At 60.4% G+C, this 25,156-nt stretch carries 27 protein-coding genes; 12 read left to right on the forward strand and 15 right to left on the reverse strand.

Translation table 11 applies throughout. The annotated features are described in order from the left end of the window. Nucleotides 1-55: 55 nt before the first annotated feature. Nucleotides 56-697, forward strand: coding sequence for a LysE family translocator (locus tag FHX05_RS22705; RefSeq protein WP_112398330.1), 642 nt, complete (start codon nt 56-58; stop codon nt 695-697). Here FHX05_RS22705 and FHX05_RS22710 read toward each other — a convergent pair. The 5 genes from FHX05_RS22710 to FHX05_RS22730 form a co-directional block, all read right to left on the reverse strand. Further along, the gene (locus tag FHX05_RS22710; protein WP_112336335.1) at nt 681-1,109 is read right to left on the reverse strand and encodes a hypothetical protein; all 429 of its coding nucleotides are present in this window, start codon (nt 1,107-1,109) and stop codon (nt 681-683) included. The two genes, FHX05_RS22705 and FHX05_RS22710, sit on opposite strands and share 17 nt — an antisense overlap. A 5-nt stretch (nt 1,110-1,114) precedes the next feature. Further along, nucleotides 1,115-2,350: a 23S rRNA (adenine(2503)-C(2))-methyltransferase RlmN gene (rlmN, locus tag FHX05_RS22715; protein WP_112607861.1), complete on the reverse strand. Its 1,236-nt coding sequence runs from the start codon at nt 2,348-2,350 to the stop codon at nt 1,115-1,117. 287 nt (nt 2,351-2,637) lie between these two features. Further along, nucleotides 2,638-3,201: an invasion associated locus B family protein gene (locus FHX05_RS22720; protein ID WP_112336334.1), complete on the reverse strand. Its 564-nt coding sequence runs from the start codon at nt 3,199-3,201 to the stop codon at nt 2,638-2,640. Nucleotides 3,202-3,534: 333 nt separating this feature from the next. After that, entirely contained in the window at nt 3,535-3,924 is a 390-nt protein-coding gene (locus tag FHX05_RS22725; protein WP_112336333.1) for a YkvA family protein, read from the reverse strand. Between the two features lie 66 nt (nt 3,925-3,990). Then, on the reverse strand, nt 3,991-4,296 hold the full coding sequence (locus FHX05_RS22730) for a 4a-hydroxytetrahydrobiopterin dehydratase (RefSeq protein ID WP_112336332.1): 306 nt from the start codon (nt 4,294-4,296) through the stop codon (nt 3,991-3,993). An 89-nt stretch (nt 4,297-4,385) separates the two neighbouring features. Here FHX05_RS22730 and FHX05_RS22735 point away from each other — a divergent pair, with 89 nt between their 5' ends. Continuing rightward, nucleotides 4,386-4,868 (forward strand): low molecular weight protein-tyrosine-phosphatase, encoded by a 483-nt coding sequence (locus FHX05_RS22735; RefSeq protein ID WP_183874686.1) that lies wholly within the window; start codon nt 4,386-4,388, stop codon nt 4,866-4,868. On the opposite strand, the gene thpR is transcribed toward FHX05_RS22735, so the two are convergent. Both thpR and FHX05_RS22745 read right to left on the reverse strand, forming a co-directional pair. After that, nucleotides 4,799-5,395: an RNA 2',3'-cyclic phosphodiesterase gene (gene thpR, locus FHX05_RS22740; protein WP_015341452.1), complete on the reverse strand. Its 597-nt coding sequence runs from the start codon at nt 5,393-5,395 to the stop codon at nt 4,799-4,801. The genes FHX05_RS22735 and thpR overlap by 70 nt on opposite strands. A 68-nt stretch (nt 5,396-5,463) precedes the next feature. Next, on the reverse strand, nt 5,464-6,114 hold the full coding sequence (locus FHX05_RS22745; protein WP_183874688.1) for an arylesterase: 651 nt from the start codon (nt 6,112-6,114) through the stop codon (nt 5,464-5,466). An 82-nt stretch (nt 6,115-6,196) separates the two neighbouring features. On the opposite strand from FHX05_RS22745, the gene FHX05_RS22750 reads away from it, so the two are divergent. The 4 genes from FHX05_RS22750 to FHX05_RS22765 all read left to right on the forward strand — a co-directional run bounded on the left by FHX05_RS22750 (nt 6,197) and on the right by FHX05_RS22765 (nt 11,066). After that, a complete protein-coding gene (locus tag FHX05_RS22750; RefSeq protein WP_183874690.1) occupies nt 6,197-6,907 on the forward strand; it encodes an ABC transporter ATP-binding protein in 711 nt (236 codons plus the stop codon). Further along, a complete protein-coding gene (locus FHX05_RS22755) occupies nt 6,904-9,453 on the forward strand; it encodes an ABC transporter permease (RefSeq protein ID WP_183874692.1) in 2,550 nt (849 codons plus the stop codon). The genes FHX05_RS22750 and FHX05_RS22755 overlap by 4 nt, the downstream gene beginning before the upstream one ends. A 195-nt stretch (nt 9,454-9,648) precedes the next feature. Further along, nucleotides 9,649-10,389 (forward strand): Bax inhibitor-1/YccA family protein, encoded by a 741-nt coding sequence (locus FHX05_RS22760; RefSeq protein WP_075853634.1) that lies wholly within the window; start codon nt 9,649-9,651, stop codon nt 10,387-10,389. A 119-nt stretch (nt 10,390-10,508) separates the two neighbouring features. Then, the gene (locus FHX05_RS22765; protein ID WP_183874694.1) at nt 10,509-11,066 is read left to right on the forward strand and encodes a GNAT family N-acetyltransferase; all 558 of its coding nucleotides are present in this window, start codon (nt 10,509-10,511) and stop codon (nt 11,064-11,066) included. Between the two features lie 55 nt (nt 11,067-11,121). Here FHX05_RS22765 and FHX05_RS22770 read toward each other — a convergent pair whose 3' ends face one another. From FHX05_RS22770 to acnA, 3 genes are all read right to left on the reverse strand, one after another. Then, on the reverse strand, nt 11,122-11,523 hold the full coding sequence (locus FHX05_RS22770; RefSeq protein WP_183874696.1) for a DUF2794 domain-containing protein: 402 nt from the start codon (nt 11,521-11,523) through the stop codon (nt 11,122-11,124). A gap of 293 nt (nt 11,524-11,816) precedes the next feature. Then, the gene (locus tag FHX05_RS22775) at nt 11,817-12,560 is read right to left on the reverse strand and encodes a thioredoxin family protein (RefSeq protein ID WP_112336325.1); all 744 of its coding nucleotides are present in this window, start codon (nt 12,558-12,560) and stop codon (nt 11,817-11,819) included. Nucleotides 12,561-12,817: 257 nt separating this feature from the next. Beyond that, nucleotides 12,818-15,508, reverse strand: a complete 2,691-nt coding sequence (acnA, locus tag FHX05_RS22780; RefSeq protein WP_112607875.1) for an aconitate hydratase AcnA — start codon at nt 15,506-15,508, stop codon at nt 12,818-12,820. 263 nt (nt 15,509-15,771) lie between these two features. On the opposite strand from acnA, the gene ccmA reads away from it, so the two are divergent. From ccmA to FHX05_RS22805, 5 genes are all read left to right on the forward strand, one after another. Next, entirely contained in the window at nt 15,772-16,419 is a 648-nt protein-coding gene (ccmA, locus tag FHX05_RS22785) for a heme ABC exporter ATP-binding protein CcmA (protein WP_183874698.1), read from the forward strand. A gap of 331 nt (nt 16,420-16,750) precedes the next feature. Then, nucleotides 16,751-17,410: a heme exporter protein CcmB gene (gene ccmB / locus FHX05_RS22790; protein ID WP_112607879.1), complete on the forward strand. Its 660-nt coding sequence runs from the start codon at nt 16,751-16,753 to the stop codon at nt 17,408-17,410. 180 nt (nt 17,411-17,590) lie between these two features. Further along, nucleotides 17,591-18,349 carry a heme ABC transporter permease gene (locus FHX05_RS22795; protein ID WP_183714969.1) on the forward strand — a complete coding sequence of 253 codons (759 nt, stop codon included), beginning with the start codon at nt 17,591-17,593 and terminating at the stop codon, nt 18,347-18,349. Between the two features lies 1 nt (nt 18,350). Then, complete coding sequence (gene ccmD / locus FHX05_RS22800) at nt 18,351-18,524, forward strand: heme exporter protein CcmD (RefSeq protein ID WP_112607883.1); 174 nt, start codon at nt 18,351-18,353, stop codon at nt 18,522-18,524. Next, nucleotides 18,521-19,126 (forward strand): DsbE family thiol:disulfide interchange protein, encoded by a 606-nt coding sequence (locus tag FHX05_RS22805; RefSeq protein WP_112336319.1) that lies wholly within the window; start codon nt 18,521-18,523, stop codon nt 19,124-19,126. Before ccmD ends, FHX05_RS22805 begins: the two co-directional genes overlap by 4 nt. 4 nt (nt 19,127-19,130) lie before the next feature. Here the strand turns inward: FHX05_RS22805 and FHX05_RS22810 are convergent, their stop codons facing one another. Genes FHX05_RS22810 through dapF form a run of 5 tightly spaced genes read right to left on the reverse strand, consistent with a single transcriptional unit; the run spans nt 19,131 to nt 24,209 of the window. Continuing rightward, nucleotides 19,131-19,721, reverse strand: a complete 591-nt coding sequence (locus FHX05_RS22810; protein ID WP_183874700.1) for a DUF2585 domain-containing protein — start codon at nt 19,719-19,721, stop codon at nt 19,131-19,133. After that, nucleotides 19,718-20,449, reverse strand: a complete 732-nt coding sequence (locus tag FHX05_RS22815; protein ID WP_183874702.1) for a septation protein A — start codon at nt 20,447-20,449, stop codon at nt 19,718-19,720. The genes FHX05_RS22810 and FHX05_RS22815 overlap by 4 nt, the downstream gene beginning before the upstream one ends. Further along, entirely contained in the window at nt 20,446-22,014 is a 1,569-nt protein-coding gene (ftsY, locus tag FHX05_RS22820) for a signal recognition particle-docking protein FtsY (RefSeq protein WP_183874704.1), read from the reverse strand. Before ftsY ends, FHX05_RS22815 begins: the two co-directional genes overlap by 4 nt. A gap of 18 nt (nt 22,015-22,032) precedes the next feature. After that, nucleotides 22,033-23,307: a tRNA (N(6)-L-threonylcarbamoyladenosine(37)-C(2))-methylthiotransferase MtaB gene (gene mtaB / locus FHX05_RS22825; RefSeq protein WP_183874706.1), complete on the reverse strand. Its 1,275-nt coding sequence runs from the start codon at nt 23,305-23,307 to the stop codon at nt 22,033-22,035. Then, nucleotides 23,304-24,209, reverse strand: a complete 906-nt coding sequence (gene dapF, locus FHX05_RS22830) for a diaminopimelate epimerase (RefSeq protein WP_112607893.1) — start codon at nt 24,207-24,209, stop codon at nt 23,304-23,306. The genes mtaB and dapF overlap by 4 nt, the downstream gene beginning before the upstream one ends. A 368-nt stretch (nt 24,210-24,577) precedes the next feature. Between dapF and FHX05_RS22835 the strand changes: the two genes are divergently transcribed. After that, the gene (locus FHX05_RS22835) at nt 24,578-25,021 is read left to right on the forward strand and encodes an SRPBCC family protein (RefSeq protein ID WP_162708046.1); all 444 of its coding nucleotides are present in this window, start codon (nt 24,578-24,580) and stop codon (nt 25,019-25,021) included. Nucleotides 25,022-25,156 lie beyond the last annotated feature (135 nt).

Here is a 25,156-nt window from a genome sequence, read left to right on the forward strand (position 1 = left end):
GTCGCAAAAAGCCGGATAAGAGAAAACGCACCCCCATCCGGCTTTGGAGCATCCCATGGACTTCATACCCAGCCTGCCGACCCTCCTTGCCTTTTCGGCGGCAAGCCTTCTGCTGGCGATGACGCCCGGCCCCGACATGACGCTGTCGATCAGCCGCGCGCTGGCGCAGGGCAAGAAGGCGGCGCTTTTCGTCGTGCTTGGCACCACGCTCGGCGTTGTCGTTCATACCTGCCTCGTAGCCTTCGGCATCTCCGCGCTGATCACCGCCTCGCCTGTCGCCTTTACCGTCCTGAAGACCGGCGGTGCCGCCTATCTGCTGTGGCTTGCGATCCAGGCGATCCGTTTCGGCTCCAGCCTGTCGGTAAAGAAGGTCGATACCGCCGGCGGAACACCGCTTGCAAACATCTCCAACGGTTTCTGGGTCAACTTGCTGAATCCGAAGGTCATCATCTTTTTCATGACCTTTCTTCCGCAATTCGTCACCGCCGGCGATCCTGCCGTCACACACAAGCTGCTCTTCCTGGGCCTCTTCTTCATCGTCATCGGCATGCCGGTGAACGCGCTCGTCGTTCTCGCCGCCGATGGCCTATCGTCCTGGCTGCAAAGGAACCGTGGCGTAATGCGCGGCCTCGACTACGCCTTTGCCGGCGTTTTCTCGATCTTCGCGGTGAAGATCTTCTTCACTCAGGCTCGTTGAAAGTGGACCATTGGCCGGCAAACCGGCCGGCGATCCACCAATAGACGGTGGCGCTTGCAGCGCCGAGGAAGGCAAAGCAGACGGCGATAGTGATCAGATTGAGCGTCTGCGGCCGCTCCATACCGCCCGAAATCAGGACGGACGCGACCGCCGACAAGGTCGCGCCGAAAATTGCATAGCCATACCACCGACGCATGCCGCGCCATTCGAGAATGGGAATGACCACCAAGGACGGCAGGATACTGACGATCATCGCGACCTTGGTCAGAGCAATGGTCAGGACGAAAAGCTCCGGCGCGGCAGTCTCCGGCACGGTCCATGCAGCAACGCAGGCCAGCACGAAGCCCATCAGAGCACAAGCGGCGACATAGCCCCAAAGGAGGCGTATCGGCTTGCGCAGTCCGAGAAGCATCGATCTCAATCCTCGCCGTGATTGGCGATCATCATGGCCTCGAAGGCGAGCCGCTCAGTCTTGCGCATGCGCTCGGATTCCGACTTCAGCTGGCCACAGGCGGCGAGAATGTCCCGGCCCCGCGGCGTGCGGATCGGCGAGGCATAGCCGGCCGAATTGATGAAATCGGCGAACTTCTCGATCTGCTCCCAGTCGGAACACTGATAATTCGTGCCCGGCCAGGGGTTGAACGGGATCAAATTGATCTTGGCCGGAATGCCCTTCAGAAGCTGGATCAACCCCTTGGCATCTTCGAGGCTGTCGTTGACGCCCTTCAGCATCACATATTCGAAGGTGATGCGGCGCGCATTCGAAAGGCCGGGATAGGCACGGCAGGCGTCCATCAGCTCTTTCAGCGGATATTTCTTGTTGATCGGCACCAGCATGTCGCGCAGGTCATCGCGTACGGCATGCAGCGAGATTGCCAGCATGACGCCGATCTCGTCGCCGGTGCGATAGATTTCCGGCACGACACCCGAGGTCGAAAGCGTGATGCGGCGTTTGGAGAGCGACAGGCCGTCGCCGTCGGAGGCAATCAGCAGCGCCGTTTTGACGCTGTCAAAATTATAGAGCGGCTCGCCCATGCCCATCATGACGATATTGCTGACCTTACGGCCCTCGGCCGGCATGATCGTGCCTTGCGGCGCTTCGCGGTCCGGGAAATCGCCGAGACGATCGCGCGCCAGAAGCAGCTGCGACAGGATCTCTTCCGCCGTCAGGTTGCGCACCAGGCGCTGCGTTCCGGTATGACAGAAGGAACAGGTGAGCGAACAGCCGACCTGGCTGGAAATGCAGAGCGTGCCGCGACCTTCCTCCGGAATATAGACGGCCTCGATCTCGACGGGGCGCCCTGCCCCGCGCGGCGGAAAGCGCAGCAGCCATTTGCGGGTGCCGTCATTGGAGACCTGCTCCTCGACGATCTCGGGACGGGCGATGGTGAAATGCGTCTTCAGCATTTCGCGCATGTCCTTCGACACATTGGCCATGGCATCGAAATCGGAGACGCCGCGCACGTAGATCCAGTTCCAGAGCTGGCTGACGCGCATCTTGATCTGCTTGTCGGCTACACCCTTTTCCTTGAGCGCCGCAGCCATTTCTTCGCGCGTCATGCCGATGAGCGACGGCTTCGGCGCAAGCTCGACGGGCTGCGACACGGGCATCGGCTTGAGCCTGGAGGGGGTTATGACATCGGTTGCGGACATAGGATCATTCCAACGGTTCACATCGGCGATGCCGCAAAAGCTGACGCAAGCTACGGATGCGGGCAAGGCACGGAAATCTGAAGATTCATGCGGTGGCGGGGCAATCTATCTGCCGCACACCTATCGTTGGCGCGGCCTTTAGCATTAATTTCCGCCCGCGTCATCCCTTTACCTCGAAAGCATGAGACCAGCCTTCAAAAGCAAAAGGCCGGTCAGTAATGGCCGGCCTCATCCTTACGGTCACGGCGACGGGAAGATCACATTCGCGTGATCTCTCGGCCTTCGAACTATTTGCAGTTTTCGATCTGCTTCAGCGCAGCGCTGACACCCTTCAGCGAATAGGTGTAGGAAGTCGCGGTGCCCTTCTTCGAGGTCGCAGAAACCTTCAGCGAATGTCCGGACTTCAGTGCGGCAACCAATGCCGGCTCCTGCGCGGCGTTTTCAACCCACGCGGCCTTCTCCTTGGTGAACATGACGAAGGTCTTGTTGTCGATGGTGACATTGACCTTGGAGTTGTCCTTGAGGGGGTACCCCATCATCGCTTGCGGCTCATACGAGATGTTCTGGCCCGGGCGCTGCGACACGATGAAGAAATTGTCGCCATGATCGATGCCGGTTGCCGGCGCCTTGGCCGTCGGCACGGAAAGAACGTAGCAAACCTTGCCGCCGGCGGACTGGTAAGAGTAAGCGCCCCAGGCGTCGAACTGCTGAATGCGCGTCGGAGCTGCCGGCGATGCCGCCGCTGCCGCTGGTGCCTGCTGCGTCTGCTTCTGCTTCTTGGTCTGCGCGGACGCGATGCCGGTTCCGGCCAGAACGAGCGAGAGGGCGATTGCGAAGCTTTTTACAAACATGGTTTCCTGCCGATTTCTTGCGGTCCAGAGCTCATGGCGAATCGTTTGACGCACGCCTATGCTCGTGAGCTGCCTTATTTTGACTTTATTCAGGTTACCAAACCGTCAACGAAGAGCCGCCCGCCACTGGCTCCGTGTCATTTCAACCCAGGTATCGCACGAAGCTTGAAAGGCACAAGAAGGAATTGGAAAACCCGGATGGTGGAGTACCACCCAACAGATTCGATTTAAGACAGAAAGATTCAGGCAAGAATTTGACCTCGCTAAAATCAGGTCCCCCTCATAAAGCTCTGGAAAACTGAGAAGATTCGAACCGGTCAGGAAAAGCCGCCATTATGCCGTCTTCATGGCCTCGGGCTCGTTCTGCAGAGCCCGGTCAGCGGCGTCATAATGCTCCTGGCGGATATGCCCCCTGATCATGCTGAACGCGAGCGTCAGCACCGCAACGTCGTCGGAATAGCCGATGACGGCAAAGAAATCGGGAATGATATCGACGGGCATGACGAAATAGCCGAGCGCGCCCAGCAATATGCCACGAACACGGGTCGGCGTCTGCGGGTCGAGCGCGCAATAGAATGCGGCCACGACATCGCGTGAAAACGGGATATGGCGAGCCGCCTTCCGCAAGGTCGGCCAGAATTTTCTGCGCACCGATTTCTCCTGCTCTTTTTGGGTCTCTTCGTCACCAGGCATCAGGATTTCCCCGTACTTGATGTCATCCATTCCATTCACCTCAATCGAGGCCCGTCGGCCGGACCGTGTAAACATATGGTGATCGCCTGGCGCGATTCAATCGATCCGGCGCGCGGCTGCCTTCTCCATCGCCTTCGCCAGCTTGACGTCATGATCGGTCAGGCCGCCGACGTCATGCGTCGTCAGTCTCACCTCGACCCGGGAATAGACGTTGAACCATTCCGGATGATGGTTGAATTTTTCCGCAGCAAGGGCTGCTTCCGTCATAAAGCCGAAGGCTTCGACGAAATTGCGAAACTTGAAGGTCTTCGAAATCGAAAGCCCGTCGGCCGCAAGCGCCCAGCCGGAGAGCTCCGCAAGATTTTCATCGATTGCCGCCCGGTCCAGCTTGTCGTATTTCATGGCAAGTCACTCCTCTCTAAAGCAATTCTAGGAATTGTGCGTAGCGGTTTTCTTGGAATTGCGTAAAAGCTCTAGCGGTTGAACGATACATGGATCGTCACAGGGTTCTTTTCGTCTGCGCGGGCAATATCTGCCGCTCGCCCCTCGCTGAAGGCATATTCAGGCATCTGGCTGATGAGGCCGGGCGTGGTGGCGAGTTCGAGATTGATTCAGCCGGTACCGGCGGCTGGCATCAGGGAGAACGCCCGGATCGCCGCTCGGTTGCGGTCGCCGCCGGCCACGGAATCGATATTTCAGCCCAGCGCGCCCGCCGCATTGAGCCGACCGATTTCAGCCGGTTCGATCTTATCCTGGCAATGGATCAAGACAATTTGAAGAACTTGCGCAAGACAGCGCCCGCCGATTCCCTCGGCAAACTGCATCTCTTCAATGTCCTTACGCTTGGCAGCAACAAGGACATCCCTGATCCCTACTACGGCGACCGCGAGGATTTCGAAGCTGTTTATACCATGCTCTTGGCAGGCTGCAGCGCGCTGTTGCCCAAAGTTGGGAACGCGCTGCGGGGCTCGTGAAGCGGGAATATCTCTTCGGTGAGATAAGGACCGCCACCGACAGATTCGCGCGAGGACAGAAGCACGAAGCGCCCGACCGTGAAGGGCTGTGTGTAGAAATTGCCGCGGCCGGAGAGATAGTGCACGACATCGTCGACCCGCGAGGACTTCAGCCTGGCGAGCGTCACATGCGGCGTGAACTTGCGTGGATCCGGCTGCAGGCCGATCCGCTGGCAGATGCGCTCGATCTCGCCTTGCAGCGCGAACATATCCGGTGTCTGCGAGACCCCGGCCCAAACCGAATGCGGTTTCTTGGAGCCGAAGGAACCGATGCCCTCCAGCCGAAGCTGGAATTCAGGTCGATCTATCCGGTCCAGCCGGTCGACGATCTCATCCGCCGTGCGGCCATCGACATCGCCGATGAAGCGCAAGGTGATATGATAATTTTCAACGTCGATCCACCTGGCTCCCGGGAGACCACCGCGCAACAATGACAGGCTCATGGCCGCATTGCGCGGAATTTCGAGGGCGGTAAAAAGTCTCGGCATGACGAGCACTCCCCGAATCTCTTGCAGGTACAGGTAGGGAATCACGCATTTGCAGTCGGTGCAAGCATCTATTTCGCACCTGCGTCAATCATCCCTACAAAACTCATAACATCAGGCAACATATGCTCGACCATCACATCGACCCCCTTGGGGTTCGGATGCATCCCGTCCGAAAGCTGCAAATCCGCATGGGTGGCAACGCCATCGAGGAAGAACGGATAGAGCGAAAGCTGGTATTTGTCGGCCAGCCGCTTGTAGATCGGGTTGAATTTATCGGCGTAGTCGCCACCCATGTTCGGCGGCGCCAGCATGCCGATGAGAAGGATCGGGATCTTCCTGTCCTTCAATCGCTCGATCATCGTCTCGAGGTTCTTTTCCGTCTGTTCCGGCGGAATGCCGCGCAGTGCGTCATTGGCGCCAAGCTCCAGGATCACACCATCAGTGCCATCAGGCACCGACCAGTCGATGCGCGAGAGGCCGCCTGAGGTCGTATCGCCCGAAACGCCGGCATCGGCGACGGCGATATCGAGCCCTTTGGCCTTCAGCGCCGCCTCCAGCTTCGCGGGAAAGCCGTCGCCCGGCGGCAGCTGATAGCCTGCCATCAGGCTGTCACCGAAGCCGACCAACTGGATCGTCCGTGCATTGGCAGAATGAACCGCGCCAAACAAAAGACCGAAAGTGATGACAGCGAAGTGAAGCGCAGCAACTTTAAAACCCATGATCCATTCCCTAAATTCGCTGCTCGGGCCAAATCGCGCCCGCCATTGTCTCTGATGTTCTCTGATATATAGGGCGTTCGCATTGGCAAAAACTATCATCGAGCTGAAGAAGGCGGATTTGACGCTCGGCAATGCCGCCGCATCAGTCCATGTGCTGAAGGGCATTGACCTCACCATCATGGAGGGTGAATCGGTGGGCATCGTCGGCCCGTCCGGTTCCGGCAAGTCCACTCTGCTGATGGTGCTGGCCGGCCTCGAAAAGCTCGACAGCGGCGAACTTCTGATCCGCGACACGCCACTGCATAGCCTGAGCGAAGATCGGATCGCAGATTTCCGCGGTCGCAACATCGGCATCGTTTTCCAATCCTTCCACCTCATCGCCAACATGACAGCGCTCGAAAATGTCGCCGTGCCGCTGGAACTTGCGAACGTCCGCGATGCCTTCGACATCGCCAGGCGTGAGCTGGAAGCGGTGGGACTGGGCGAAAGGCTCAATCACTATCCCGGCCAGCTTTCCGGCGGCGAACAGCAGCGTGTGGCGATCGCCCGTGCGCTGGCGCCTTCCCCTGCCGTCCTGATCGCCGACGAACCCACCGGCAATCTCGATACCGATACCGGCCGACAGATCGCCGACCTGCTCTTCGCCCAGCAGGCCGAGCGCGGCACGACCATGCTGCTCGTCACCCATGATCCAGCCCTTGCCGCTCGCTGCTCGCGGCAGATCCGCGTCCGTTCCGGCGAAATCGAGAACGACAGCATGCGCACGCGCACCAACCAGGCAGCCATTGCATGAGCGCGGCGGCGGGACTGCGCCTGCCGCTTGCCTTCCGCCTTGCCCTGCGCGAATTGCGCGGCGGCCTTGGCGGCTTCTACATCTTCCTCGCCTGCATCGCGCTCGGCACCGGTGCCATCGCCGCCGTCAATTCCGTTTCCCGCTCGATCACTGACGCGATCGCGACGCAGGGACAATCGCTGCTATCAGGCGATGCCCGTTTCGAACTGCGCAATCGCGAGGCGACGCCGGAAGAATTCGCCTATCTCCAAAGTCTAGGGAAAGTTTCCCGTTCCACCGGCCTGCGCTCCATGGCGAGGCTGCCCGATGGCTCGGACCAGGCGCTGGTCGAAGTTAAGGCCGTCGATGACGCCTATCCGCTCTACGGCACCTTTGAGGCCGACCCTAATCAGCCGCTCTCGGCGTTACTGGCCGCAAAAGATGGCGCCTATGGCGCCGTCGTAGCGCCCCTGCTGCTGGAGCGCCTGAACCTCAAGGTCGGCAGCGATCTGCTGCTGGGCAATACGAAGCTGCGCATATCGGGTACGATCCAGAGCGAGCCGGATGCCGTCTCCGAAGGCTTCGGCTTCGCGCCGCGCCTGCTCACCAGCCGCGACGCCCTGATTGCTTCCGGCCTGATCACCACGGGCAGTCTGGTCGAGCAATCCTACAAGATCCGCATGGACAACCCCAAAGCCGGCCTTCGCAATCTCACCGACCGCGCCAATGCCGCCTTCCCGCAAGCCGGCTGGTCGATCCGCAGCAGCGACCGCGCCGCGCCGCAGCTCGCCGACAACGTCACCCGCTTTTCGCAGTTCCTGACGCTGGTCGGCCTGGCCGCGCTCATCGTCGGCGGCGTCGGCGTTGCCAATGCCGTACGCGCCTTCCTCGATTCGAAGCGCACGACCATCGCCACCTTCAAATGCCTGGGCGCGCCGGCCTTCGTCGTTGTGCTGATCTATCTCATCCAGATCGCCGTCATTGCGCTTGCCGGCATAGCAATTGGCCTCGTCCTCGGCGCCATCGCGCCGATGATTGCGTCGCAATTCATGGCGGAATTCCTGCCGATTTCCACCGCTCCGCGGCTTTATCCCGGCGCGCTGACGCTCGCTGCCGTCTTCGGCCTGCTGACGACGTTGGCCTTCGCCATTCCGCCGCTCGGCCATGCCCGCGAGGTACCGGCAACGGCGCTGTTTCGCGAGCAGGGATTCGAAGCGCGCCGCCTGCCCGGCTGGCCCTATCTGCTCGCCGCCGGTGTGCTGATGGCAGCACTTGCTGCCTTGGCGATCGTCACCGCCTATGATCGCTTCATCGCGATCGTCTTCGTCGTTTCGATTGCCGCCGCCTTCGTAGTGCTGCGCGCCGTTGCCGCCGTGCTTTCCTGGCTTGCCCGCCGCAGCCCGCGCGTGCGCTCGCCTGCACTGCGCCTGGCGATCGGTAATATCCACCGACCAGGCGCGCTCACCTCCTCCGTCGTGCTATCGCTCGGCCTTGGGCTGGCGCTGTTGGTGACCCTGACGCTGATCGACGGCAATATGCGCCGTGAGCTCATGGGCCGCATGAGCGAGCAGGCGCCGAATTTCTTCTTCGTCGACATTCAGGGGCCGGAGCTGGAAGGCTTTCGCAAGATCGTGCTCGACATCGACCCCAAGGGCAAGCTCGTCGAGGCGCCGATGCTGCGCGGCCGGATCGTCGCCTTCAACGGCGAGGATGTCACCAAGATGAAGGTGCCGGCAGCAGGCCAATGGGTCCTGCGCGGCGACCGCGGCATCACCTATGCCGATACGGTGCCGGAAAACGCCTCGGTCACCGAAGGCAAATGGTGGGACAAGGACTATGGCGGCGAGCCGTTGGTGTCCTTCTCTGAAGAGGAAGGCAAGGCGCTTGGCCTGAAGCTCGGCGACAAGGTCACCGTCAACGTGCTCGGCCGCAACATCACCGCCAAGATCGCCAGTTTCCGCAAGGTTCAATGGCAGTCGCTGTCGATCAATTTCGTGATGATCTTCTCGCCCAATACCTTCAGGGGCGCCCCGCACGCCTGGCTCGCCACCCTGACCGACACGTCCGCCACCTCCGAACAGGAAGCAGCTATCCTGAGGAAAGTCACGAATACCTACCCGACTATCACAAGCGTCCGCGTCAAGGATGCTCTCGATGTCGTCAACACGCTTGTGGGACAACTCGCGACGGCCATTCGTTCCGCCGCATCTGTCGCGCTCATCGCGTCAGTGCTGGTGCTGGCCGGTGCGCTCGCCGCCGGCAACCGCGCCCGCACGCACGATGCCGTCATCCTCAAGACGCTCGGCGCAACGCGCGCAACATTGATCCGTGCCTTCAGCTACGAATACCTGATCCTGGGCGCGGCAACCGCCGTCTTCGCCTTGATCGCGGGTGCTGCCTCCGCCTGGTATATCGTCAGCCGCATCATGCACCTGCCCTCGGCCTTCCTGCCCGACGTTGCCCTCTCCACGCTGATTATCGCCCTGATTTTGACGGTCGGTATCGGCCTGATCGGTACTTGGCGGATTCTCGGGCAGAAAGCAGCGCCCGTTCTGCGCGAACTCTGATTCGTCTTTGCGCATTAACCGAACGCGATGAATCGGCACGATATTACGCCGATTTAACATGGGGCCGACCGCTAGACCCTTGTCTACAAGGCCCGAAAGCCTCATATTCTGTGCAGGCATGCTGAGCTCCGCAGCGGCGCCTGGGCCTTGAAGGACCCGACACCGTAATCAAATCGGAGCTTGAAAGAGGAAAACATGGCTGACTTTCGCAATTACCAAAACCGGGCGCAGAGCGGTGCGCAATCCGGTGCGATGATAGACGAGGGCCTTCGAGCCTATATGCTCAAGGTCTATAACCTGATGGCGCTGGGTCTGGCGATCACGGGTGTTGCCGCCTATCTCTCCTTCTCGCTCGCTTTCGCAAACGGACAGATCACGGCTTTCGGCCAGGCGATCTATCTGAGCCCGCTGAAGTGGGTGGTTATTCTCGCCCCGCTGGCAATGGTCTTCTTCCTGAGCTTCAGGATCAACCGCATGAGTGTGGCCGCCGCGACGACGACCTTCTGGGTCTACGCCGCGCTGGTGGGCCTGTCGCTGTCGTCGATCTTCATCATCTACACCGGCCAGAGCGTCGTGCAGACCTTCTTCGTGACCGCCGCCTCCTTCGGCGCGCTGTCGCTCTACGGCTACACGACCAAGCGTGACCTGTCGGCGATGGGCTCATTCCTGATGATGGGCCTCTTTGGCCTGATCATCGCGACGCTCGTCAACATCTTCCTGGCTTCGTCAGCCCTGCAGTTCGCCATCTCCGTGATCGGCGTCCTGATCTTCGCAGGCCTCACCGCTTACGATACGCAGCGGATCAAGGAAATGTACTACACCGCCGATGATGCGACGGTGGCTGGCCGCAAGGCGATCATGGGTGCCCTGTCGCTCTACCTCGACTTCATCAACCTGTTCATGTTCCTGCTGCAATTCATGGGCAACCGCCGTTAATCGCAAGGCATGAATGAGATACGAAAAGGCGGCTTCGGCCGCCTTTTTTGTTTGCTCGGGCGCACGCCCTGCGATTTGATAGCGCCCGTCACAAATTCGCAGATCAGGCAATAGAAGCAATGTCCGTCAGCCTCCGCAGTGCAACCTCAGACGACCTTCCCCATATCACCGCCATCTACAGAGATTCCGTCCTCAACGGCACGGCAAGCTACGAAATCACGCCGCCGGGCCAGGAGGAAATGACGGCCAGATTCGAGGCGATCCGTGACAAGGGTTATCCCTATCTCGTCGCGGAAGACGATGCCGGCGCGTTCCTCGGCTATGCCTACGCCTCATCCTTCCGCACGCGGCCGGCCTATCGTTGGATGGTGGAGGACTCGATCTATCTGGCGCCGGAGGCTCGAGGGCGCGGCATCGGCCGGTTGCTGCTCGATGCGCTCGTCGAAAGCTGCCAGACGCTTGGCTTCCGCCAGATGATCGCCGTCATCGGCGGCGCCCATCCCGCCTCCGTCGCCGTACACCGCGCCGCAGGCTTCACCGAAACCGGCCTGTTGAAAGGCACCGGCTACAAGCATGGCCGGTGGCTGGATACGATGCTGATGCAGAAGGCGCTCGGACACGGCGCGGAAACCGATCCGGATCCTTCGGTTTATCCGGGGACATTGTTTGTGGGATAGTATCTGACCCGCCAGTCTGCAGAGCCGCCTAGCCCGCTGCGGAAACGCGCAGAAACTACTTCTCCACCAGCTTCAGCTGCTTGTCGAAAACCTTCAGCACTTGATTCAGGTCATGACCACGTTTCAGGATCATGCCGCTGGTATTGACGACGGAAAAGGCGCCCTGCTTGGCCGAGAGCTTCGGATTCTTTTCGATGCGGAAGAGCGGCATCTCGCCGGAGCGCTTGAAGACGGAGAAAACCGCTTTGTCCTTTAAATGGTCGATGGCGTAGTCGCGCCACTCGCCCTCGCCGACCATGCGGCCATAGATCCAGAGAATCGCATCCAGCTCCCGGCGATGAAACATCACCGGCAGCGGGTCCTTGCTCTGTTTGTATTCTCTGAGATCAACGACGACGGATGAATTAGTATCGACGGAACGGCTTTCACCGTGTCTCAAATCCGGCTGATCAGTCATCAATCCCCCAGGGGCTATCTCATGACAGGAGAATGACAGTTTGCCTCAGCCACATCAAATTGCAAGACGGGTGGCGGCTCACAATTTCTTTCCCAGCTGTGAAAGCACCTCGTCAGCGCCGCATTTCAGCCAAAACGACGCCCAATTTACGGGAAGTATAGGGAACCGTTTGGCGCCGCCGCGTCAAACGGCCCGGCCGGGGCGCATCGATTAAACCCCAGCCCCGAATGCGTCCTCGCCGGGCACCTCCCCTTTTCGGCGCTAGCCGAATGAAGGGCTCCAGAAAAAACCGCTCAGCCGTCCGAGCCCACAGTCAAGACAGTCGCCCCCAGGATGGCGGCCGGATCGCCCGCAGGCGTCGATGCCTGCAGCAGAATCGCGAGGCCTCGCCGGCCGGCTTTATCGAGCACGGTAGAGGGCAGCACTAGGCTCATAGCCTTGCCGTCCCACATGCCCACCGTCTCGACATCGGAGACGGCATGCATATAGGCAATCTGCTGGCCGGTATTTTCGCCGCCCTTCGGCGCCACCATCTGCTCCTTGTCGAAATAGACGGCAACCACATTGGCCTTGCCCTGCCCGGCTCCGATCTTGATCTCCAGCTCGTCGCCCTTCATGGCGGCACTGACCGGAACCATCAGGCCCTCACCAAGGCGCTCAAACTCGTCGAGCTTGACGTTGATGCCACTGAGATCGGCACCGTTCATATGGTCCCTGCCATTGACGATCGCCTGTGGCGTATAAACCCCGCTGCGGCCCATCGTCCGGGCATAGGCATACTGGCGCGCGGTATTGTCCTTGGACGCCATGGTGTCGTTCCAGCCGAGGTAGTTCCAATAGTCGACATGGTAGGCAAGCGCCACGACATTGCCCTGGCGGATCAGCTTGCGAAAGGCCGCGTCGGCGGGGGGACAGGACGCGCAGCCCTGCGAAGTGAAGAGTTCGACGACGCCCTTGATTTTCGGAGCCTCCTGCGCATGCAGCGAACTTGCCAGCGCGATGCCTGCCAGAAGTGGAACCAAAAATCGAAGGCGCATTCTATCTCTACCTCTGCATCCAATCTCGAGCGCCGTCTGCCTACACGGGCTCTGCAAAACTCGCGCTTCTTGGGGCGACCAGGCCACATCAAGCCCGAAAAATCTGAAACAAGAGATAATAGTTTAACGCGCTGACGCAAAGTCACGATGGGGTGAGGCCGGAGTGAGCGGAAGTCTCGCCGTACACATCACCGTGAAAAACAAGAGGCCGCCGGAAGAGTTTTCCCGCGGCCTCCAATAACAGTGTTGAATGCCTATCAGGCAGCGAGATCGCGCAGAACCGTCTGCAGGATGCCGCCATTGTTGACGTAGATGACCTCATCCAGCGTATCGATGCGGCAGATGATCGGAACATCCTTCACGGAGCCGTCGCCATAGGTGATCTTGGCGATCTTGCGCTCGCGCGGCTTGATGTTTTCCAGGCCTTCGATCGTGACCAGTTCATCGCCCTTCAGGCCGAGGCTTGCCCAGGTGGTGCCTTCCTCGAAGACGAAGGGGATGACGCCCATGCCGACGAGGTTCGAGCGGTGGATGCGCTCGAAGGACTGTGCGATCACGGCGCGCACGCCGAGCAGGTTCGTGCCCTTGGCAGCCCAGTCGCGCGACGAGCCGTTGCCGTATTCGACACCTGCGAAGATGACGAGCGGAACGCCCTCGGCCTTGTACTGCATGGCCGCATCGTAGATCGACGTCTCTTCCTTGGACGGATAATGGATGGTGTAGCCACCTTCCTTGCCGTTCGGGCCGAGCATGTGATTGCGGATGCGGATGTTGGCGAAGGTGCCGCGCATCATGACTTCATGATTGCCGCGGCGCGTGCCGTACTGGTTGAAGTCGGCGACGCCGACGCCATGGCCGATGAGGTAGGAGCCGGCCGGCGAGGCAGCCTTGATCGAACCGGCCGGCGAAATGTGGTCGGTGGTGATCTTGTCGCCGAAAAGGCCGAGAACGCGAGCGCCCTTGATGTCGGAAATGCCGGCGCCCTTCTTGCCCATGCCTACGAAGTAGGGTGGGTTCTGCACATAGGTCGAGTTGTCGTCCCAGGCATAGGTCTGGCCCGGAGGAACCTGCACGGCCTGCCAGTTGGCATCGCCCTTGAAGACGTCCGCATACTTGGTCTCGTAGAGCTCGCGGGTGACGTATTTCAGGATGAATTCCTGTACTTCCTGCGAGGTCGGCCAGATGTCCTTGAGGAACACCGGCTTGCCGTTCTGGTCTTCGCCGATCGGCTCCTTCGTCAGGTCGAGCTGCACCGAGCCGGCGAGCGCGTAGGCGACGACGAGCGGCGGCGAAGCGAGATAGTTCGCCTGGACGTCGGGCGAGATGCGGCCTTCGAAGTTGCGGTTGCCGGAGAGGACGCCCGATACGATCAGGCCCTTATCGTTGATCGTCTTCGAGATCGGCGCCGGCAGCGGGCCGGAATTGCCGATGCAGGTGGTGCAGCCGAAGCCGACCAGGTTGAAGCCGAGCTTGTCGAGATCGGCCTGCAGGCCGGACTTGGCAAGATATTCGCCGACAACCTGAGATCCCGGTGCGAGCGAGGTCTTGACCCACGGCTTGGTCTTCAGGCCCTTGGCGACGGCGTTGCGGGCGAGAAGGCCGGCGGCGATCAGCACCGACGGGTTGGAGGTGTTGGTGCAGGAGGTGATGGCGGCAATTGCAACGTCGCCATGGCCGATGTCGAAATCCGTGCCTTCGACCGCATAGCGGTTGGAGAGCTGGCCGGGCTTCTTGTATTCGGTTTCGAGCGAGGTCGCGAAGCCGGAAGCGATGTTTTCCAGCGCGATACGGCCTTCCGGACGCTTCGGGCCGGCCATCGACGGAACGACGTCGTTAAGGTCGAGTTCCAGCGTGTCGGTGAAGACGAGGTCGGAACCGTCATTGTCACGCCACATGCCTTGAGCCTTCGAATAGGCCTCGACGAGCGCGATACGGTCCTTGGCGCGGCCGGACATGTTGAGATAGTTCAGCGTTTCCTTGTCGACCGGGAAGAAGCCGCAGGTCGCGCCGTATTCCGGACCCATGTTGCCGATGGTGGCACGGTCAGCGAGCGGCATGTTGTCGAGGCCGGGGCCGAAGAATTCGACGAACTTGGAAACGACGCCCTTCTTGCGCAGCATCTGCACGACGGTCAGAACGAGGTCGGTCGCGGTGACGCCTTCCTTGAGCTTGCCGGTCAGCCTGAAGCCGATGACCTCAGGAAGCAGCATGGAGACCGGCTGGCCGAGCATGGCAGCTTCAGCTTCGATACCGCCGACACCCCAGCCAAGAACGCCGAGGCCGTTGATCATGGTCGTGTGCGAATCGGTGCCGACGCAGGTGTCGGGATAGGCGATCGTTTCGCCGTCCTCTTCCTTCGTCCAGACGGTCTGGCCGAGATATTCGAGGTTGACCTGGTGACAGATGCCGGTGCCGGGGGGAACGACGCGGAAATTCTTGAATGCCTGCTGGCCCCACTTCAGGAAGCGGTAGCGCTCGCCGTTGCGCTGGTATTCCAGCTCGACGTTCTTGGCAAAAGCCTGCGGCGTGCCGAATTCGTCGACGATGACGGAGTGGTCGATGACGAGGTCGACGGGCACGAGCGGATTGATCTTTTCCGGATCGCCGCCGAGGGAGACCATGGCGTCGCGCATGGCAGCAAGGTCGACGACGGCCGGAACGCCGGTGAAGTCCTGCATCAGCACGCGCGCCGGGCGATAGGCGATTTCGTTCTCGACGGTGCCCTTGTTGGTCAGCCATTCGGCGACGGCAAGGATATGTTCCTTCGTGACTGACTGCCCGTCTTCAAAACGCAGCAGGTTTTCCAGAAGCACCTTCATGGAGTAAGGCAGCTTGGAAACGCCGGGCAGACCATTCGCCTCAGCCTTGGGCAGGCTGAAATAGACATAGTCTTTCCCGCCCACGGTCAGCGTGGAACGACAATTGAAACTGTCAAGAGATTTAGACACGAGATACCCCGTTTCTGATAGCCAACACAGTCGTGCGAACGCCTATGCACTTTATGCACATCAGGATGCGGGTACGGCCATTTCCGCTGTCCGCACGTAAGGCAGAAAACCTTATGTTCGGCGCAAGGATGAAATTCACGCCGACCGCTGGCGTGGTTGCAGGTCTTATAGATAATTTCGTAAAGACTTGCCAGAGTGACAAAGCGCAAATTTCGACAATTTTTTGCGCGTTGCGGTAAAGAAAATAGGGAAAGCCCGAGCGAATGCATCTAAGCGCTGAAAATCTGGCTACGAGGCGGGGGGAAGACCTGATTTTCTTGAATGTTTCCTTCAACTTGGCGAGTGGAGACGCACTCGTTTTGACCGGCCGCAACGGGTCGGGAAAATCGACGCTGCTGCGCGTTGTGGCGGGCCTTCTCAGACCGGAAAAGGGTCGTGTCGCATTCACCGGAAAGGACGGCGAATCGGGCCGGCCGGCGGGCGAAGCCAGCCACTATCTCGGCCATCGCAATGCGATGAAATCCGAGCTGACTGTGGCCGAAAATCTGATCTTCTGGAAAACCTTCCTCGGCGATATGCCGGGCGGCTCCAGTCTGAATGTCGATGAAGCGGCCGACGCCGTCGGGCTTGCCGACATCACGCATCTGCCCTTCGGTTATCTCTCCGCCGGCCAGCAGCAGCGAATCGCTTTCGCCAAACTTCTGGTCGCCTACCGCCCTATCTGGATCCTGGACGAACCGACGGCAGCGCTCGACAGCTCCGCCGACCGGCTCTTCGCCGATCTGATCACCACGCATCAAAAAAGCGGCGGCATCGTTCTTGCGGCAACGCACCAGCCGCTGGGCTTGGAGAACGTACAGGAGATGCGGATGACGGGGTTTGCCGGGGCGAGTGAGGGGGTGTGGGGGTGATGTTGAATTTGTCGAGCCTGCGATGCCACCCTCTGTCTCTGTGGAAAAGCTCATCGCTGCGCGATGAGTTACCTCCCTCTGTCACTATCGTGACATCTCCCCCACAAGGGGGGAGATTGTCGACGGCAGCTGCTTGCCCAAAGCAACCGCGACAGAATCTGCGAGTGCAGAAAGACATTGTTTGGCGTCGAGTGAGCGGCAGGCTATCGATCTCCCCCCTTGTGGGGGAGATGCCCCGAAGGGGCAGAGAGGGGTGGCGAGAAGCACCAGCTTCTCGCGCCTTGAGCCACGCGAAAGGCGATCTCCACAAACGTTTTGAAAGCCATTACGCATGACCGCCCTCTTCTTCCGCGACCTCAGACTTTCGGTGCGCGCCGGCGGCGGGGCGTTGATCGGTATCCTGTTCTTCCTGACCGTCGTCGCCATCATCCCTTTCGCCGTCGGCCCCGACCTCAAACTTCTCTCGCGCATCGGCCCTGCCATCGTCTGGATCGGCGCGTTGCTCGCAAGCCTCCTCGGCCTCGACCGACTGTTCCAGGCCGAACGCGACGATGGCTCGCTCGATCTGCTCGTCATGCAGGAAACGCCGCTGGTGCTGACGGTCTTCATCAAATGCGCGGCCCATTGGGTGGCGACCGGCCTGCCGCTTGTCATCGCCTCGCCGCTGCTCGGCCTCTTTATGAATATGAACGAGACCGCGATCGCGACGACGGCCCTGACGTTGCTCGTTGGCTCGCCTGCGCTCACCTTCATCGGCGCGGTCGGTGCCGCCGTCGCCGTGGCGCTGCCGCGCGGCGGGTTGCTGGTCTCCATTCTGGTGCTACCGCTCACCATTCCCGTGCTGATCTTCGGCGTCAGCGCCACCTATGCCGCCGTCGAGGGACCGCAGCCCTTCCTGCCGCCGTTCCTGATCCTGATCGCGCTCACCTTGTTCTTCGCGGTCCTCGGCCCGGTGGCCGCCGCCCTTGCCTTGCGGAACACGACGGATTGATCAGAGCAATTCCAGGAAAAGTGTGAAGCGGTTTTCCGTCCGGAATTGCGTAAATACAAAAGGATAGAGCGTTTTCGCGTTTCGAAGAAAAGCGGAAAGGCTCTCATGGAGATACTGTTTCGCCCATCTGAGGCAATGCGGTCGATTGCCGGAAAAGCCATATCGGGTTAAACAAGCCGCATGAGCGATATCACTGCGATCAGCCGTTTTTCCGACCTCGCCAACCCCACGCGGTTTCTGGCGTTTTCGGCGCGTCTCATTCCCTGGCTGGCGACGATTACAGCCATACTCCTAGCGATCGGACTCTACCTGTCCTTCTCCACTGCGGGGGACTACCAGCAAGGCGACACCGTCCGCATCATGTACATCCACGTTCCGGCCGCCTGGCTGTCGATGATGTGCTACACGATCATGAGCATGTCGGCGATCGGCACGCTGGTCTGGCGCCATCCGCTGGCCGATGTCGCCGGCAAGACGGCCGCCCCGCTCGGCGCCGCCTTCACCCTGATCGCGCTGGTCACCGGCTCGCTCTGGGGCAAGCCGATGTGGGGCACCTATTGGGTCTGGGATGCGCGTCTGACCTCGGTCTTCATCCTTTTCCTGATGTATCTCGGCTTGATTGCGCTCAACCGCGCCATGGACGATCCGTCGAAGGCCGCTCGCGTCGCCTCGATCCTGACGCTGGTTGGCTTCATCAATATCCCGATCATCAAGTTCTCCGTGGACTGGTGGAACACGCTGCATCAGTCGGAAAGCATCATGCGCATGGATGGCCCGGCCATCGATGCGGAATTCCTCTGGCCGCTCTTCACGATGGCGCTCGCCTTCACGCTGCTGTTCTTCACGCTGCACCTGATGGCGATTCGCAACGAGATCTGGCGCCGCCGCATCGCGACGCAGCGCCGTATGGCCGCGCGTATGGCAAGCCGGGAGGACTAGAATGTCGCATCCCTTCTACGTCTTCGGCTCCTATGGCTTTGCCGCCTTCATGATCCTCGCCATCATCGCCTGGATCTGGATCGACGGACGCCTGCGCCGCCGAGAGCTCGCCGCATTGGAAGCCTCTGGCATCCGCCGCCGCTCGCAGCGCCCATCGGAAAACGAGACGAAATGACCACGGATGCCGATAACAAGGATCAGCCGAAATCCAGCGGCACCGCGCGCTATCTGCTGGCGCTCATTCCACTGATCGTCTTTGCCTGCATCGCATTTGCCGTCGGCAAGGTCATGTATGACCAGGAAGTGCACGGCACCGATATATCGGCCATTCCCTCGGCCCTGATCGGCACCAAGGCGCCGAAATTAGCGCTGGCGCCGCTCGACGGCTCCAACCTGCCGGCACTGACCGATGACGCCATCAAGGGCAAGCTGACCCTCGTCAACGTCTTCGCCTCATGGTGCATTCCCTGTCGCGACGAGCATCCTGTGCTGAAGGAACTCGCCAAGGACGGCCGGCTCAATATCGTCGCGATCAATTATAAGGATACGAGCGAGAATGCGCTGCGCTTCCTCGGCGAGCTCGGCAATCCCTACAACGCCATCGGCATCGACCCGAACGGCTCGGCCGCCATCGACTGGGGCGTCTACGGCATTCCGGAATCCTACCTCGTTTCTCCCGACGGTACGATCCTCTACAAACAGGTCGGCCCCTTCACGCCAACCAGCCTGAAGGAAGGGCTTTATCCGGCGATAGCGAAGGCAACTGGCAAATCCTGATTGCTTAAAGCGCACTCTGCCACGTCTTGATCGCCTCGACCGGCCACACCAGCATCAACACGTTCAGCGTGAGATTATCGCGGATCAGATAGCCGGTAAGCAGTTCAAAGAAGATGGCAATGACGACTGTCACCAAGACCGGCGCACGCCAGGCAAACAGGAAGCCGATGACCATGAAAACGGCATCCATCGACGAATTGAGAATGCTGTCGCCGACATAATCGAGCGAGATCGTCGCGGCGCGATATCGGTTGATGATGATCGGGGAATTCTCCAAGATTTCCCAGCCGGATTCGATCAGCATGGCAATGAAGAGCCGCATCGACAGCGGTTTGCCACGCATGATCAGATGCGTGAGCCCAAAGAAAAGGAAGCCGTGGATGATGTGCGACGGCGTATACCAGTCGGCGATGTGCTGTGAATTGCCGCTGGATTTCACCACCGGCTCGAAAAGCTTGACGTAGCCGCAGGTGCAGATCGGCACGCGGCCCATCATATATTCGGTGACGATCTGCACGAGCAGAACGACGGCGCACGCGATGAACCAGAAGCTCTGTTGCCGATAGCGGCTTTGGGCGTCGATGGCTTCGCTCATTTACCGTTTTCCGCCGGTTGTTCGATCGTGTGCTTCATGATCAGCGGCATCTGCGACAGAGTGAAGAGGATGGTGATCGGCATCGTTCCCCAGACCTTGAAGTTCACCCAGAGATTATCCGCCGCCTTGGTGTCGGGCAGGTAGAGCCAGTTCGAACCACGCCAGACGACTTCGTTAAGCACGGCGAGAACGAAGAAGAAAATGCCCCAGCGCAGCGTCAACTTGCGCCAGCCCTCGGCATCCAGCTGAAAGGCGGCATTGAAGACATAGCCGAGCAGCGACTTGCCGAAGGCAAGACCGCCGAGCAGCGCGACGCCGAACAGCGCATTGACGATGGTCGGCTTCATTTTGATGAAGGTTTCGTTCTGCAGGTAAATGCCGAGCGCGCCGAAGATCAGCACCACGATGCCAGAGACGAAAGGCATGAGCGGCAGGTGACCGAGCATGACCTTCGAGACGATGAGCGAGATCACCGTCGCCGCCATGAACAGGCCGGTGGCGACGAAAAGCGGGCCACCGAGCGCTGCCAGCTGTGGGAAATGCTGCACCAGCCAGTCGCCACGCAGATTGCCGAAGAAGAACACCAGCAAAGGCCCGAGTTCCAGCACCAGCTTCAGCATAGGGTGGTGTTTGTCGGCAGCACTTGGGGTGAGATCGCTGTCGCTGGTCGTCATTGCGGCACTTTCCCTGTCATCAAACTTGTCATCGAATTTGTTCTTGTCATTCATTGGCTGTTTACAGCCCCCGTACCCGCAATGGCATGGGCAAAATCCTCGGCCTCGAACGGCTCGAGATCGTCTACACCCTCGCCGACGCCGATGAAATAGACTGGCAGCTTATGCTTGGCCGAAATGGCGACGAGGATGCCGCCGCGGGCCGTGCCGTCGAGCTTAGTCATGATCAATCCGTTGACGCCGGCGACATTGCGGAAGATTTCCACCTGGTTCAGCGCGTTCTGGCCGGTCGTCGCATCCAGCGTCTGCAGCACGGTATGCGGCGCATCCGGATCGAGCTTGCCGAGCACGCGCACGATCTTTTCAAGCTCGGCCATCAGCTCCGCCTTGTTCTGCAGACGCCCGGCGGTATCGATGATCAAAACGTCGCTCTTGTTGGCCTTGGCCTGCTGGAAGGCATCGAAGGCAAGGCCGGCGGCATCCGCCCCGATCTTGGTACCGATGAAATCCGACTTAGTGCGCTCGGCCCAGATCTTCAATTGCTCGATGGCAGCCGCACGGAAAGTATCGCCGGCGGCGAGCGTGACCTTCAGCCCCGCACCGGAGAGCTTTGCGGCCAATTTGCCGATCGTCGTCGTCTTGCCGGTGCCATTGACGCCGACGACGAGAATGACATGCGGCTTGTGGCTGAGATCGAGCTGCAGGGGCTTGGCGACCGGCTTCAGCACCTTGGCAATCTCCTGAGCCATGATGCGGCTGACATCTTCGCCCGTCACATCCTTGCCATAGCGCTCCGAGGCGAGCGTATCGGTGACCCGCATCGCCGTCTCGACGCCGAGATCGGCCTGGATCAGCAGATCCTCCAGATCCTGCAGCGTCTGATCGTCAAGCTTACGCTTGGTGAAAAGCGCCGCGATCTGCCCCGTCAGCTGCGACGAGGTGCGCGCCAGCCCGGCTCGCAGGCGCTGGAACCAGGAGAGTTTCTGTTTTGGCGCTTCGGGGACGGGCTCGGGGGCCGAGGCGGCAGTGGAGAAGCCCTTGGGGAGATTGGGGGCTTCGACCGAGGGTTCGCTGGTTTCGGATGAAGGTTCCGGGGCTGTCGGCGTTTCTGCGTTCTTCGACGAAAGGTCAGAGTTTGCCGAAGCTTCTTCACCCCCCTCTGTCCTATCGGACATCTCCCTCACAAGGGGGGAGATCGGTTCGATGGGATGCTCTTCCGGAACTAGATTAGCTTCGGTATCTGCAGCTTGCTCCGGTTCGATTGCCTGACGATCTTCGGGCTGCTCTTGCGACTCGACCTCAAGGGAACCGGAAGTCTCAGCGGCCTCAGTCTCTTTGGCGCCGGAAACGTCTGCGGGCTCTCCAGCCTGTGGCTCTTGCTCAGCCGGCGCGACATCCTCCAACCGATCTCCCCCCTCGCGGGGGAGATGTCCCAAAGGGACAGAGGAGGGCGACGCGATCTCAGCAGGCTCGGAAGCCGGCGAAGCATCGACAACAGGCGGCGCTTCCTGTTCTGCAATAGGCACCTCAACCTTCTGAGAATCCTCCGCAGGCGCCTGCTCCTCGGCCGGCTTTTCACGGCCGAAGGTGAAGACTTTTTTGATGAAACCGAGCGCCATGAAGTGTCCGTTGAAGCATTAGGCCGCGTCGGCGGCCAGAAGTTGCATGTCGAGGTGCTTGCCATTGTGGCCGGTGATTGCGACCTGCACAAGGTCGCGCGGGCGAAGGCCGGGGGCGGCAACAAGCGTGAAGTTTTCCGTATGCGCCAGCCCGCCATTCTCCACAAGCAGCCATTGCCGCGTGCCGACCATCTTGTCGAGATGCGCCTGGTGCAATCTCTGTCCGGCCTCGCGCAGGCGGGCGGCGCGTTCCTTGATCAGGCCGCGATCGAGCTGCGGCATGCGGGCGGCGGGTGTGCCGGGACGCGGGCTGTAAGGGAAAACATGCAGATGCGCGATGCCGGCCTCTTCAGCCAGGCCGACGGCATTGGCGAACATTTCTTCCGTTTCCGTCGGGAAACCGGCGATCATATCTGCGCCGAAGCTCGTCTCGGGGCGCAGGCGGCGCACATCCTCGATGAAACGCACGGCGTCAGCGCGCGAGTGCCGCCGCTTCATCCGCTTGAGGATCATGTCGTCGCCATGCTGCAGCGAGAGATGCAGATGCGGCATGAAGCGCGGCTCGTCGGCGATCAGACCCATCAGATGCTGATCGGCCTCGATGCTGTCGATCGAGGACAGCCGCAACCTTCGGATCTCGGGGATCTGCTTCAGCAGAGTTTTGGCAAGCAGGCCGAGCGGGGGCGTTCCCGGCAGATCGGCGCCATAGCTCGTGGCATCGACGCCGGTCAGTACGATCTCGCGATAACCGCTTTCGACCAGATTGCGGGCTTGGTCGACAACGGCACCCATGGGCACGGAGCGCGAATTGCCGCGGCCATAGGGGATGATGCAGAAGGTGCAGCGGTGATCGCAGCCATTCTGCACCTGGATGAAGGCCCGCACGTGACCGTCGATGTGGCGGATCATCTGCGGCGCGGTGGCCCGCACGCTCATGATGTCGTTGACGCGCAGCTTCTCTTCCGCCGAAACGCCGAAATCCGGCAGGGAGCGGTAGGAGGTGCTCTTCAGCTTCTCCTCATTGCCCAGCACGGCATCGACTTCTGCCATTTCTGCAAAGGTCTGTTTCTCGGTCTGCGCCGCGCAACCTGTCACGATGATGCGGGCATGCGGATTGTCACGCCGCGCGCGGCGGATCGCCTGCCGCGCCTGGCGCACGGCTTCGCCTGTTACGGCGCAGGTATTGACCAGAATGGCATTGTTGAGCCCGGCTTTCTCCGCCTCGGCCCTCATCACTTCGGATTCATAGGTATTGAGACGACAGCCGAAGGTAATGACCTCGACCCCGCTCACCGCGCCTGAGCCCCCTGCTCCGGATCGCGCGAGAAGCTGCCCGTGACCGGATCGACCGTGCCGGACCATTCCCATTCGGCAGGCCCAGTCATGACGACATGGTCGTTACTGTCTAGCCATTCGATGGTGAGCTTGCCTGGCGCAGGCGCAGAGGCAACCTCGATCGTCACCTTGCGGCCGGTGCGGCCGGTACGCGCGGCGCTGACGGCGGCAGCACAGGCGGCCGAACCGCAGGCAAGCGTCAGGCCGGCGCCACGCTCCCAGGTGCGGGTGCGTAGAAGCGTTGGCGAAAGCACCTGTGCCAGCGTGATATTGGCGCGCTCGGGAAACATCGGGTGGTTTTCGAGCAGCGGGCCGAAGCGATCGAGATCGAAGGACATCGGGTCCCTGTCCACCCAGAAGATTGCGTGCGGATTGCCCATCGACATCACGGAAGGCGAATGCAGGACGGGATTGTCGATCGGCCCGATCTGCAGCTCGATGCGGCTGGTATCGGCAAATTCCTCGGCAAGCGGGATCTTGTCCCAGTCAAAGACCGGCGTGCCCATATCGACCGAGATCGTGCCGTCCTCATGCTCTCTGGCATTGAGGATGCCGGCGACGGTCTGGAAGGTGAACACCTTTTTGCCGGTTTCGGCCGCCAGCGCCTGCACGACGCAGCGCGTGCCGTTGCCGCAGGCCTGCGCCTTCGTGCCATCGCAGTTCAGAATATCGATCCAGGCATCGGTGCCATCAACCTTCGGGTCATGGATCGCCATGATCTGGTCGAACTGGGTTGCTGGGTCGGCATTGAGCGCGATCGCCGCCTCGGCCGTCACCACATCCTTGCGGCCGCGCATGTCGACGACCAGGATCTTGTTGCCAAGCCCGTTCATCCTCGCGAATTCGACCGTATTGCTCATGATGTCATATCCGTCAGTGTTTTCGAGCTGTATATGGCGGAAATGCGGGGGAATTACCAGTGGGACGTGAAGGACGACAATTTTCAGATTTGGCCGCGGTCTCCGGGCCGCCCCGATCCTTCGACGGGCTCCGGATGAGGGCGGAGCGAGTTGCAATCCAAATAAAGGACATAGTCCTCATGGTGGGGCGACCTGCAAGGCCGTCTCGAACCACGAGTACGGGTGGCTCGTGCTTTGACCGCAACGAAAATCCCGCCAAGCAGCCTTGACGTTATTTATTTCCAGAAAAAATCATTCGCCATGTCGGATTGTCAAACATTGCCACGTCCTAGGCTCGTCCACTTCGTAAAACCATAGGGATTATGACCATGCCGAATACCATAAGCCTGCATCGCGTCCTCGCCACAAGCCCGGAGAAAGTCTATCGCGCATTTATCGAAGCCGACGCACTTGCCAAGTGGCTGCCGCCGAACGGTTTTGCCTGCAGCGTGCACCACTTCGAAGGAAAAGTCGGCGGCGCGTTCAAGATGTCGTTCCGCAATTTTACGACCAGCGAAGTCCACGCCTTCGGCGGTGAATATATCGAGCTCGTTCCCGGCGAACTGGTGCGCTACACAGACAGGTTCGACGACCCCAACCTGCCCGGCCAAATGGAAGTGACGGTGACGTTGAAAAAGGTGCTGGTGGGAACCGAGGTCAACATCACCCAGGCCGGCATTCCGGACGTCATTCCCCCGGAGGCCTGCTATCTCGGCTGGCAGGAATCGCTGATCAATCTGGCGAAACTCGTCGAGCCTGAGATTACGCAGTAAGTCGAGATAGGCATAGGGCTTTCTGAAAACCCCTTCTCCCCTTGGGGAGAAGGTGCCGACAGGCGGATGAGGGGGTTGCCAGGGGCACAAAACCCGTTGGATCAGAAGCGATGGCCCCTCATCCGACCCTTCGGG

The organism is Rhizobium sp. BK491, from assembly GCF_014194925.1.
GTDB lineage: Bacteria > Pseudomonadota > Alphaproteobacteria > Rhizobiales > Rhizobiaceae > Rhizobium.

What these genes read in the sequence shown, in the direction of transcription:
- FHX05_RS22735 (WP_183874686.1), top strand. Translation starts at nt 4,386, where the DNA reads ATGGATCGTCACAGGGTTCTTTTCGTCTGCGCGGGCAATATCTGCCGC.
- FHX05_RS22815 (WP_183874702.1), bottom strand. Translation starts at nt 20,449, where the DNA reads ATGAATGACAAGAACAAATTCGATGACAAGTTTGATGACAGGGAAAGT.
- ftsY (WP_183874704.1), bottom strand. Translation starts at nt 22,014, where the DNA reads ATGGCGCTCGGTTTCATCAAAAAAGTCTTCACCTTCGGCCGTGAAAAG.
- FHX05_RS22805 (WP_112336319.1), top strand. Translation starts at nt 18,521, where the DNA reads ATGACCACGGATGCCGATAACAAGGATCAGCCGAAATCCAGCGGCACC.
- FHX05_RS22745 (WP_183874688.1), bottom strand. Translation starts at nt 6,114, where the DNA reads ATGGGTTTTAAAGTTGCTGCGCTTCACTTCGCTGTCATCACTTTCGGT.
- dapF (WP_112607893.1), bottom strand. Translation starts at nt 24,209, where the DNA reads ATGAGCAATACGGTCGAATTCGCGAGGATGAACGGGCTTGGCAACAAG.
- FHX05_RS22795 (WP_183714969.1), top strand. Translation starts at nt 17,591, where the DNA reads ATGAGCGATATCACTGCGATCAGCCGTTTTTCCGACCTCGCCAACCCC.
- FHX05_RS22810 (WP_183874700.1), bottom strand. Translation starts at nt 19,721, where the DNA reads ATGAGCGAAGCCATCGACGCCCAAAGCCGCTATCGGCAACAGAGCTTC.
- ccmB (WP_112607879.1), top strand. Translation starts at nt 16,751, where the DNA reads ATGACCGCCCTCTTCTTCCGCGACCTCAGACTTTCGGTGCGCGCCGGC.
- FHX05_RS22710 (WP_112336335.1), bottom strand. Translation starts at nt 1,109, where the DNA reads ATGCTTCTCGGACTGCGCAAGCCGATACGCCTCCTTTGGGGCTATGTC.
- FHX05_RS22765 (WP_183874694.1), top strand. Translation starts at nt 10,509, where the DNA reads ATGTCCGTCAGCCTCCGCAGTGCAACCTCAGACGACCTTCCCCATATC.
- rlmN (WP_112607861.1), bottom strand. Translation starts at nt 2,350, where the DNA reads ATGTCCGCAACCGATGTCATAACCCCCTCCAGGCTCAAGCCGATGCCC.
- FHX05_RS22730 (WP_112336332.1), bottom strand. Translation starts at nt 4,296, where the DNA reads ATGAAATACGACAAGCTGGACCGGGCGGCAATCGATGAAAATCTTGCG.
- FHX05_RS22760 (WP_075853634.1), top strand. Translation starts at nt 9,649, where the DNA reads ATGGCTGACTTTCGCAATTACCAAAACCGGGCGCAGAGCGGTGCGCAA.
- FHX05_RS22755 (WP_183874692.1), top strand. Translation starts at nt 6,904, where the DNA reads ATGAGCGCGGCGGCGGGACTGCGCCTGCCGCTTGCCTTCCGCCTTGCC.
- FHX05_RS22770 (WP_183874696.1), bottom strand. Translation starts at nt 11,523, where the DNA reads ATGACTGATCAGCCGGATTTGAGACACGGTGAAAGCCGTTCCGTCGAT.
- FHX05_RS22775 (WP_112336325.1), bottom strand. Translation starts at nt 12,560, where the DNA reads ATGCGCCTTCGATTTTTGGTTCCACTTCTGGCAGGCATCGCGCTGGCA.
- ccmA (WP_183874698.1), top strand. Translation starts at nt 15,772, where the DNA reads ATGCATCTAAGCGCTGAAAATCTGGCTACGAGGCGGGGGGAAGACCTG.
- thpR (WP_015341452.1), bottom strand. Translation starts at nt 5,395, where the DNA reads ATGCCGAGACTTTTTACCGCCCTCGAAATTCCGCGCAATGCGGCCATG.
- ccmD (WP_112607883.1), top strand. Translation starts at nt 18,351, where the DNA reads ATGTCGCATCCCTTCTACGTCTTCGGCTCCTATGGCTTTGCCGCCTTC.
- FHX05_RS22720 (WP_112336334.1), bottom strand. Translation starts at nt 3,201, where the DNA reads ATGTTTGTAAAAAGCTTCGCAATCGCCCTCTCGCTCGTTCTGGCCGGA.
- FHX05_RS22725 (WP_112336333.1), bottom strand. Translation starts at nt 3,924, where the DNA reads ATGGATGACATCAAGTACGGGGAAATCCTGATGCCTGGTGACGAAGAG.
- FHX05_RS22705 (WP_112398330.1), top strand. Translation starts at nt 56, where the DNA reads ATGGACTTCATACCCAGCCTGCCGACCCTCCTTGCCTTTTCGGCGGCA.
- FHX05_RS22835 (WP_162708046.1), top strand. Translation starts at nt 24,578, where the DNA reads ATGCCGAATACCATAAGCCTGCATCGCGTCCTCGCCACAAGCCCGGAG.